The organism is Rhizobacter sp. (genome assembly GCF_031412075.1).
In the GTDB taxonomy this organism is placed as follows: Bacteria; Pseudomonadota; Gammaproteobacteria; order Burkholderiales; family Burkholderiaceae_C; genus Rhizobacter.
This window is the reverse complement of sequence record NZ_JANOCG010000030.1, coordinates 1-10,066: the sequence shown is the minus strand read 5'-3', so window position 1 is coordinate 10,066 and position 10,066 is coordinate 1. Positions and strand designations below refer to the sequence as shown.

Below are 10,066 nucleotides of genomic sequence, written 5' to 3'. Positions count from 1 at the left end.
GAACACATCGATGGTGTCACCGCGCACACGGAAGGTGCCGCGCGAAAAATCCATCTCGTTGCGCTGGTACTGCATGCGGATCAGCTGCGCGATCACATCGCGCTGGCCCATCTTGTCGCCCACCCGCAGCGTCATCACCATGCGGTGGTAGTCGCTCGGGTTGCCGATGCCGTAGATGGCCGAGACGGTGGCCACGATCACCACATCGCGCCGCTCCAGCAGGCTCTTGGTGGCCGAGAGCCGCATCTGCTCGATGTGTTCGTTGATCGAGCTGTCTTTCTCGATGAACAGGTCGCGCTGCGGCACGTAGGCCTCGGGCTGGTAGTAGTCGTAATAGCTGACGAAGTACTCCACCGCGTTCTTCGGGAAGAACTCGCGAAACTCGCTGTAGAGCTGCGCGGCCAGCGTCTTGTTGGGCGCAAACACGATGGCCGGGCGGCCCAGGCGCGCGATCACGTTGGCCATGGTGAAGGTCTTGCCCGAGCCGGTCACGCCCAACAGCGTCTGGTAGGTCAGGCCATCGTTCACGCCCTCGACGAGCTGGTTGATGGCGGTGGGCTGGTCGCCCGCCGGTGGGTAGGGCTGGAACAGCTGGAACGGTGAATCGGGAAAGCTCACGAACACACCCTCAGCGGGTACGTCGGCGATTGAAACAGCGGGGGCGTCGGACAGGTCGGCCATGGCAGATAAAATCCTCGGGTTTCCCCGCAAATGGGGCGCACTGGGCAAACATCCAGGGTAGCCCAAATCCGCTTGCCTCTCTACTGACAAGGACTGTCCATGACCTCGCTGTTCGCCGCCGTTGAAATGGCCCCCCGCGATCCCATCCTGGGCCTCAACGAACAGTTCAACGCCGACCCCAACCCCGCCAAGGTCAACCTCGGCGTCGGCGTCTACTACGACGACAACGGCAAGCTGCCTTTGCTCAAGTGCGTGCAGCAGGCTGAAAAGCAGATGATGGAGACGCTCACCCCGCGCGGCTACCTGCCGATCGACGGCATCGCGGCCTATGACAAGGCCGTGCAAGGCCTGGTCTTCGGTGCCGACAGCCCAGCCGTCAAGGAAGGCCGCATCGCCACCGTGCAAGGCATCGGCGGCACCGGCGGCCTGAAGATCGGCGCTGATTTCCTGAAGCGCGTTAGCCCGAACGCCACCGTGCTGATCAGCGACCCGAGCTGGGAAAACCACCGCGCGCTCTTCACCAACGCAGGCTTCACCGTCGACAGCTACCCCTACTACGACGCCGCGAAACGCGGAGTCAACTTCGATGGCATGCTGGCCGCGTTGAACAGCGCCGCCGCCGGCACCATCGTCGTGCTGCATGCTTGCTGCCACAACCCGACCGGCTACGACATCACCCCGGCGCAGTGGGATCAGGTGGTGCAGGCCGTCAAAGCCAAGAACCTGGTGCCCTTCCTCGACATGGCCTATCAAGGCTTTGGCGAAGGCATTGCTGAAGACGGCGCCGTGATCGCGCAGTTCATGGGCGCCGGGCTCGACTTCTTCGTCTCGACCTCGTTCTCCAAGAGCTTCTCTCTCTACGGTGAGCGTGTGGGCGCACTGAGCGTGGCCTGTGCCAGCAAGGACGAAGCGGCCCGCGTGCTGAGCCAGTTGAAGATCGTCATCCGCACCAACTACTCCAACCCGCCGACGCACGGCGCCCAGGTGGTGGCCACCGTGCTCAACACCCCAGCCCTGCGCGCACTGTGGGAAGAAGAGCTCGCCGGCATGCGCGTTCGCATCAAGCAGATGCGCACCGCCCTGCTCGACAAGCTCCAGGCGGCCGGTGTGAAGCAAGACATGAGCTTCATCACCCAGCAAAAGGGCATGTTCAGCTACTCTGGCCTCAGCAAAGAGCAAATGCAGCGCCTGCGCGGCGAGTTCGGCATTTATGGCGTCGATTCAGGCCGAATCTGCGTGGCTGCACTCAACAGCAAAAACATCGACGCCGTGGTCAGCGCCATCGTCGAAGTAAGCTGAACACGCACCATGGTGTCGCAAGGGCGACACCATGGATGCTGGGAATGCACGCATTGGGTGCGAATCACGGTGCTTTTCGGGGTTTTCACTCGTGCGCCTGCCTGCACGATTCAGGTCAGCTGCCTAGAATGCTGCGACGCACAAAGGTGCGGCGCGACCAGACCACCCGGTCTCATGAGGAAATTCCATGCTGTATCAGCTCTATGAAACCCAACGCGCGCTGATGAGCCCGTTCTCCGAGTTCGCAAGCGCCTCGTCCAAGCTGTACAACCACCCGCTGTCGCCGTTCACGCACACGCCGATGGCACACCGCGTGTCGGCCGGGCTTGACCTGATGCACCGGCTGGCCAAGGAATACGAAAAACCACAGTTCGCGATCAACTCGGTCAAGGTGGATGGCATCGACGTGGCGGTGCAGGAGCAGGTGGCGGTCGAAAAGTCGTTCTGCCGGCTGCTTCGGTTCAAGCGCTTCACCGACGACCTCGTGGTCTTGTCCAAACTCAAGGAACAACCGACGGTGCTGGTGGTGGCCCCCCTCTCGGGACACCACTCCACGCTCCTGCGCGAGACCGTGCGTAACCTGCTGATCGACCACAAGGTTTTCATCACCGACTGGACCGACGCCCGCATGGTGCCCTTGGAGGCCGGCCCCTTCCACCTCGACGACTACATCGCCTACGTGCAGGAGTTCATCCGCCACATCGGCCCCGAAGTCCACGTGATCTCGGTCTGCCAGCCCACCGTGCCGGTTCTCGCAGCCGTGTCGCTGATGGCCAGCGCCGGTGAGTTCACGCCCCGCACGATGACGATGATGGGTGGCCCCATCGACGCCCGCAAGTCGCCCACCGCGGTGAACAACCTGGCGATGAACAAGAGCTTCGAATGGTTCGAGAACAACGTGATCTACCGCGTGCCGACCAACTACCCTGGCAACGGGCGGCGTGTGTACCCGGGGTTCCTGCAGCACACCGGCTTCATCGCGATGAACCCCGACCGCCACATGAACTCGCACTACGACTACTTCATGGACCTGATGCGCGGTGAAGACGAAAGTGCCGACTTCCACCGCTCCTTCTACGACGAATACAACGCCGTGCTCGACATGCCGGCCGAGTACTACCTCGACACCATCAAGACGATCTTCCAGGACTTCGCCCTCGTCAACGGCACCTGGGTGGTCGACGGCAACCTGGTGCGCCCGCAAGACATCAAGACCTCGGCCTTGCTGACCATCGAAGGCGAGCTCGACGACATCTCCGGCGCCGGCCAGACCCGTGCCGCGCACGACCTGTGCACCGGCATCCCCAAAGCACGTCAGTTCCATTACGACGTGGAAGGCGCGGGCCACTACGGCATCTTCTCGGGCCGCCGCTGGCGCGAGCTGGTGTACCCGGAAGTGCGGGACTTCATCGCAAGCCATGAGTCCGCTCCACGTGCGGCCAAAGCCAACAAACCTGCTGCCAAGCCAGCAGCCAAGAAGGCCGCGCCAGTCCGCAAGCGCGCGCGCTAAGCTGCCGGGGTGAGCCGCCCTGACCTGACCGACGCCCTAGACCGTGCACTGCCTCAAACGCAGTGCACGCGATGCGGCTATCCCGACTGCCACGCCTACGCGCACGCCATCAGCGAAGGCGAGGCCGAGATCAACCAGTGCCCTCCCGGTGGTGCCGAGGGCATTGCCCGCCTGGCTCGGATCACGGGCCGGCCTGTCATCCCGCTCAACCCCGACAACGGCCACGAAGGCCCGCGCCAGCTCGCGGTGATCGACGAAGCCTGGTGCATCGGCTGCACGCTGTGCCTCGCGGCCTGCCCGGTCGACGCGATCGTCGGCGGCCCCAAACGCATGCACACTGTGATCGACCCGCAGTGCACCGGCTGCGAGCTGTGCATCCCGGTGTGCCCGGTCGACTGCATCTCGCTCGTCAACGTGACGGGTGAGCGCAGCGGCTGGCAAGCGTGGAGCCAGCCCCAAGCCGCCGAGTCGCGCGAGCGCTACGCGTTTCACACCTTTCGCGAAACGCGCGACGAGCGCGAGCGCAACGAGCGCCTGGCCTCGCGAGCGCGGGCACTCAAACCTCTTTGAGGCCCTCCGCAACGCTGTCGGCTTCGTCCTACAGCGCTTTGCGCCCTCTTCCGACACCGGCCTTTGCACGAGGCTGACGCGCGCCTCGCGAAGCCGGCCATAGGCTGCACGCACGGGGGGGATTGACGACCCGCTGTCTTCATTCATCACAGGAGCGGAAATGAACCGAGATCGCATCGCAGGCCAGTGGAAGCAGGTCAAGGGCCATGTCAGAAAGGGCTGGGGCCGCTTGGCTGGGGACCACGATCAGGTGGAGCGCGGCGAACGCGAGCACGCCACGGGCAAGATGCAGCGCACCTACGGGATTCGCCAAGACGAAGCGCGTCAACAGATTCGCGAACTGCAATCGCGCTACTGAACAATCGCCTCGCGCGTGATGTGAGCGCGCTGGCTGCGAGCTGTGATCCTGGTGTGCCCGGTCGATGGCATCTCGCGCTTCAGCTCGCCACGCGCACGATGATCGCGTGCGCCCAGCACGTCGCATCTGCGCGAGTGCGCCGAGCACCATCCTGCTGACAGGTGCACACAAGTTCACTCGCTGAACTTGTTTTTTTTTGCAAGCAGCAAGGAACCCAAGCGCCTTGTTTTGCTCCGCGAATTCAGTTGTGACCAGGTACTACCGGCACCCCTCGAATGCAGGGGAAAAAGTGGTCTGTCTGGCCCATTTGTTGCACCGCATCAAATACCATCGCAACCCTTTTGGGAGCCGTCATGAAAGTTGCGTCATACGTTTCTGGAGCCAGGTGGTTCAGCGAGCGCCTCGGTTCGCCTGCCGTCCTGCTGGATGGGTTCAACCTGAGCTTGAACCAGTTCGTCGCTGTGCTGCTGCTGCTGTTGCTCAGCCCGCTGATGTTGTTGGTGGCCTGGCTCACGTGGCGGCGGGATGGCGCACCCATCTTCTTTGGCCACTACCGTGTCGGGCGCGGCGGCAAGCTCTTTCGTTGCCTCAAGTTCCGCACCATGTACCGCGAGTCCGAGCAGATGCTCGCCGACCTTCTGCGCGACAGCGCCGAAGCCCGTGCGGAGTGGCAACGCGACCAAAAGCTGAGCAACGACCCGCGCATCACGCCGGTCGGTCACTTTCTTCGACGCACCAGTCTGGACGAGCTGCCCCAGCTCTTCAACGTGCTGCGCGGCGAGATGGTGCTGGTCGGCCCTCGACCGATCACCGTGTCCGAGCTGACACGCTATGGCCGCGTGCGCTGGCACTACCTGAGCGTGCGCCCCGGCATCACGGGTCTCTGGCAGGTCAGTGGACGCAACGACACCACCTACGACGAGCGTGTGGCGCTCGATCGCAGCTACGTCGAGAAGCGTTCGGTCTGGCTCGACCTGCAGATCCTGTTCAAGACCGTCGGTGTGGTGCTGTCACGCGACGGCGCACGCTGACCATCGATGTCTCAGGGATGAAAAACAAAGAATCGCCCCCTCTCGCACCAAAGAAGTCTGGTTCGAGACGAATCGCGACCAGATACCTCGAATCGGGTGCCGTGGTAGGCAAAGTGGTGCACCTGGTCGGCTCCGTGAACGGTGATGTGTTCAGCTTTCTGGAGCCCGCCACATCAGCACTCGCCGATGCAGCCGTCGAACAGACGATCGTGTTCGTGAACAGCCGGCAAACGCAGCGGCTTCTGCCGCGCATCCACGCGTCGGTGCGTGTGGTCGTCACACCCCCGACCCACAACCCCCTGCGGCGCTGGCTGTGGGCACTCAAAGCCTTCCGCAGGGAGCTTCAGGCCGGCCCCACACAGGGAGTTCATCTTTATGGCCTGCTGCCGCGCCTGATCGGGACCCGGATGGCACAACGCGCCGGCATTGCGATCGCCCTGCAACATGCGCCCTACCGGCGAGTTGCCCCCGCGTCGCAGGTCAACCCACCCGAAGCGAACTCGCAGCCTCCCATGGAACGGGTGCAGCCCCCTATCAGCCCGGAGTTTTTCAGCGTGCACCGACACGAGGCGCGCCACCCTTTGATCGTGACCGGCAGTCACAGCGGCGGCGGCCCTCGCAGCGCCGATCTGTTCGCACAGCTCGCCGTGCTGCTGGGCGGAGAAGACTTGGGCCTGGCCTTCAATTGGATCGGCTCCGTCGACCAAACCAGCCGCTTGCGACTGAAGGCTGCCCAGGTGGGCGTGTCTGCGGCGGATACCGCGGCCGATTGGGCCTCACGCCTTGCCGCCGGGTGGGTTTACCTGGCAGCCGATGGAGATCAGGGGTTTCCCTCCTTGCTGGTCGAAGCGATGGCCGTCGGGTTGCCTTGCGTGGCCGTGGACACACCCGACCATCGCAGCATCATCCGGCACGGCGAGAATGGCTACCTTTGCCGCACCGCTGAAGAGATCGTCAAATGCATCGCGCCGCTCATCGACTCCGTCGAGCTGCGTCGAACGATCGGTCAGGCGGCACGCCAGGACATCGCCGAACGCTTTGACGAGACACGCTTCCGTGAGGCGCTGTTCGCTGCCTACCGCATCCCGATCAAAGCCCCTCACGCCGCATGAGTGGCAACAAACACAAGGTCTGACGCCCATGTCTTTTTCCCGTCTCATGGTGGTTTTGCGCGCACGCTGGCGCGCTGCCCTGCTGGTGATCGCCAGCGCCGTCGCCCTGGCCGTGTTGCTCAGCGTGTTGCTGCCTCGCCAATACCGCGCCAGCGCAGCCGTACTGGTCGACATGCGCTCGCCCGACCCGCTCATGGGCACGGTGCTCGGCACCACGCTCATCACCGGCTACATGGCCACGCAGATGGATGTGGTGCAGAGCGAGCGTGTGGTTCGTCGCGCGATCACGTCGTTGGGCCTCGCGCAAGACCCCACCTGGAAGCAGCGCTGGCTGAAAGACACCCAAGGCGAAGGCGAGTTCCAGAACTGGCTCACCGAAGAGCTGCAACGCAAGCTCGACCTGCAGCCCACCCGCGAGTCGGGCGTGATGTCGATCACCTTCACCGCCACCGAGCCGGGCACGGCGGCTGCCGTCGCCAACGCCATCGTCAAGGCCTACATCGACACCACCCTGGAGTTGCGTGTCGAGCCGGCCAAACGCTACAACGACTTTTTCGACGAGCGTGCGGTGCAGCTGCGCACGGCCCTCGAAGAAGCCCAGGCCAAGCTCTCGCGGTTTTTGCAGAGCAACGGCATCGCCGCCTCCGACGAGCGCATTGACGTGGAGAGCCTGCGGCTTTCCGAGCTGTCGTCGCAGTTGGTGGCCTTGCAGTCGATGAAGGCCGAATCGGGCAGCCGCGAGCAGATGGCCAGCGTCAGCTCCGACAAGATGTCGGAGGTCTTCAACCACCCCGCGGTAGCGGCCCTCAATGCCGAACTCTCGCGCCAGCAGGTCAAGCTCGGCGAGCTGCGTCAGCGCCTGGGCGCCCAGCACCCCGAGGTGAAAGAAACCGAGAGCAGCATGGCCGAGTTGCGCACGCTGATCGAGGCTGAAAAGCGGCGCGTCTCCTCCGGCCTCGTGGCCAGCAACCAGATGACCAGCTCGCGCGAGGCGCAAATCCGCGCCCTGCTGGTGGAGCAGCGCGCGAAGGTGCTGCGCATGAAGGGCCAGCGCGACGAAGCCAATGCCTTGCAGCACGACGTCGACAACGCGCGCAGCGCCTACGACGCGGTGTTCCAGCGGGCCCGCCAGACCAGCCTGGAGAGCCAGATCACCCAGACCAACGTCTCCATCCTGCGGCAGGCCTCTGCGCCGAACCGCCCCGCGTCACCCAAGCTGTGGCTCAACGTCTCGGTGGCGCTGGTGCTGGGCCTGCTGCTGGCCATCGCCACGGTGATGCTGCGCGAGATCAGAGACCGCCGCATGCGCACCGTCGAAGACGTGGTCGAAGGGCTGCGCCAGCCCTTGCTGGTGATCATGCCCAAGGCCTCCACCCCTCGCTTGCTGACCCACCCGAAGGCCAGCCCGTTGAAAACCCGCATCCTGGGCAGCTTCGCCCGCCCGGCCCGATAACGCCTGGCAGCCCACCCCACACACGACAGCGAATCCTTATGTCCCACCCCAACGGCCAGACCCCGACCCGCGCCCTCGAGAGCGAACCGGCAGGCGCCGCCAGCCTGCACGACCGCTCCATGGGCGACCTGCTGCGCAAGGCCTGCGGGTTGTCGCAAGACGAGGTGAGCCAGATCGCTGCTTACCAGCAAGAGAGCGGCATGCGCTTCGGCCAGGCGGCGGTGGCACTCAAGCTGGCCAGCGACGACGACGTGTTGTGGGCGCTGTCGCAGCAGTTTCACTACCCGTACGCACCTCAGGGGCGAAGCGATCGTTACCCGGAGCTGGTCGCGGCGGCCGACCCGTTCAGCCCCGAGGCCGAGGTTTTCCGCGACCTGTGCAGCCAGGTTTCGATGAACCACGGCAGCGGGCTCGCAGGCCGCAGCCCGCTGGCGCTGAGCGTGGTCAGCCCCGATGTCGGCGACGGCAAGACCTTCCTCGCCGCCAACCTGGCGGTGGCGTTTTCGCAGGTGGGCGGGCGCACCCTGCTCGTTGACGCCGACATGCGCACGCCGCGCCAGCACTCGGTGTTCGGCGTCAGCAGTGCCGTTGGCCTGAGCACGGTGCTGGCGGGTCGCGCCGAGGCAAACGTCATTCAAACCGTGCCCGACCTGCCCAGCCTGTTTGTGATGCCGGTCGGCAGCGTGCCGCCCAACCCGATGGAGCTGCTGCAGCGCCCCGCGTTTGCCTTGCTGATGCAAGAGCTGCTGAGCAAGTTCGACCACGTCGTGGTCGACACGCCGGCCTTCACGCGCGGCGCCGACGCCCGCGTGATTGCTGCCCGTTGTGGCGCCTCCATCGCGGTGGGCCGCCAGGGCACCACCCGCATGGACGCCATGGACAAGGTCATCGGTGCCATGAACTCCGGGCGAAGCCGCCTGGCCGGTGTGGTGATGAACGCGCATTGACCTTCGTGCGACGCGTCACACCTTCTGCATGACTCCCGCACGAGCGAGCGCCAAACCAATCGAAAGCCCCTGGTGGATCACGCCCCACGGGCTGACGCTCGGCTTCTTGATCCCGGTGCTGATCCTCGTGGCCGCTGCAGGCCGCATGAACTTTCCGGGCTTGACCGTGAGAGGCCACATCTTCCTCAACGACGCCTACGTCTTGATGGCCACGCTGATCCTGGCGTGCATCGCCGTCGCGGGCTGGGTCGGCACCAAGATCACGCCCGGCCTGCAGGCGCCCGACAAAAACAACTACCTGCGCGCCGGTATGGTGGTCGGGCTCGTCGCGGTCGTGGCTTACCTCTACTGGTTCAAGTCGTTCTTCCTCAACCCCGTCCTGCTGTTTCAGACCCTGGTGGGCACCTTCAAGCCCGATCGAGGCGAGATCGGCTCCACCACCGGCATCACCTCGCTGGTCAACATGGCGCCGGTGTTTTTTTCCATCTACGCGTTCTGCTGGGTCCATGCCGACAAACCCCTGGCCCGGAAGTACCACGCACTGGCGGCCGTGCTGATGGCACTGACCCTGTTTCGCGTCTATGCGTGGTCGGAGCGGCTGGCCCTCATCGAAGCGGCCATACCGTTCGCGGTGGCTGCCGGGTTCAAGCTGTCAAAGGGCGCGCCCACCGCAGCCCGGAGGTTCGCGATCGCGGTGGGGCCGTTCGCGCTGGTGCCGCTGCTGATCCTCTACTTCGGCGTCTCCGAGTACTTCAGGTCGTGGCAGTCAGACACCTACGCCGGCAAGACGGGCTTCTGGGAATTTGCCATCGGCCGTTTCGCGAGCTACTACTACACCTCCTTGAACAACGGCGCCGGCGTGCTCGCCACCTTCGAGTGGCCCTCGCTGCGTTTCGAAAACACCCTGATGTGGGTGCACAAGTTCCCCTTGGGGGTGGGCGAAGCATTTGGCGTGTTGGTGGGCCAGCCCAGAACCGAGTTCAGCCACTTCAGCCACTTTCTGGCCCGCTACGTCGACCAGGAGTTCAACAACCCGTCGGGCGTGTTCTCCGTCGTCTACGACGTCGGGCTGCCGATGGGCATCGTCTACTTCTGCGCCATCGCG

Annotated in this window: 10 protein-coding genes; 9 read left to right on the top strand and 1 reads right to left on the bottom strand. The window is 64.5% G+C overall.

Annotated elements, in window-relative coordinates; translation table 11 throughout:
- Positions 1–681: DEAD/DEAH box helicase family protein (locus tag RMO40_RS00970; protein WP_309715073.1), on the bottom strand; the 681-nt coding region annotated here is incomplete at its 3' end.
- A 99-nt stretch (positions 682–780) separates the two neighbouring features.
- On the opposite strand from RMO40_RS00970, the gene RMO40_RS00965 reads away from it, so the two are divergent.
- The 9 genes from RMO40_RS00965 to RMO40_RS00925 form a co-directional block, all read left to right on the top strand.
- Positions 781–1,980 (top strand): aromatic amino acid transaminase, encoded by a 1,200-nt coding sequence (locus RMO40_RS00965; RefSeq protein ID WP_309715071.1) that lies wholly within the window; start codon positions 781–783, stop codon positions 1,978–1,980.
- A 187-nt stretch (positions 1,981–2,167) separates the two neighbouring features.
- A complete protein-coding gene (locus RMO40_RS00960; protein ID WP_309715069.1) occupies positions 2,168–3,490 on the top strand; it encodes a polyhydroxyalkanoate depolymerase in 1,323 nt (440 codons plus the stop codon).
- Positions 3,491–3,499: 9 nt separating this feature from the next.
- Positions 3,500–4,060, top strand: coding sequence for an electron transport complex subunit RsxB (rsxB, locus tag RMO40_RS00955; RefSeq protein WP_309715067.1), 561 nt, complete (start codon positions 3,500–3,502; stop codon positions 4,058–4,060).
- Between the two features lie 160 nt (positions 4,061–4,220).
- Positions 4,221–4,418: a CsbD family protein gene (locus RMO40_RS00950; protein ID WP_309715065.1), complete on the top strand. Its 198-nt coding sequence runs from the start codon at positions 4,221–4,223 to the stop codon at positions 4,416–4,418.
- A gap of 353 nt (positions 4,419–4,771) precedes the next feature.
- Positions 4,772–5,449: a sugar transferase gene (locus tag RMO40_RS00945; protein ID WP_309715063.1), complete on the top strand. Its 678-nt coding sequence runs from the start codon at positions 4,772–4,774 to the stop codon at positions 5,447–5,449.
- A gap of 17 nt (positions 5,450–5,466) precedes the next feature.
- Positions 5,467–6,561, top strand: a complete 1,095-nt coding sequence (locus RMO40_RS00940) for a glycosyltransferase (RefSeq protein WP_309715061.1) — start codon at positions 5,467–5,469, stop codon at positions 6,559–6,561.
- A gap of 28 nt (positions 6,562–6,589) precedes the next feature.
- The gene (gene epsF / locus RMO40_RS00935; protein ID WP_309715059.1) at positions 6,590–8,014 is read left to right on the top strand and encodes a chain length determinant protein EpsF; all 1,425 of its coding nucleotides are present in this window, start codon (positions 6,590–6,592) and stop codon (positions 8,012–8,014) included.
- A gap of 38 nt (positions 8,015–8,052) precedes the next feature.
- Positions 8,053–8,961, top strand: a complete 909-nt coding sequence (locus RMO40_RS00930) for a polysaccharide biosynthesis tyrosine autokinase (RefSeq protein ID WP_309715057.1) — start codon at positions 8,053–8,055, stop codon at positions 8,959–8,961.
- A gap of 28 nt (positions 8,962–8,989) precedes the next feature.
- The coding region (locus RMO40_RS00925) for a hypothetical protein (protein ID WP_309715055.1) at positions 8,990–10,066 on the top strand (1,077 nt) is incomplete at its 3' end.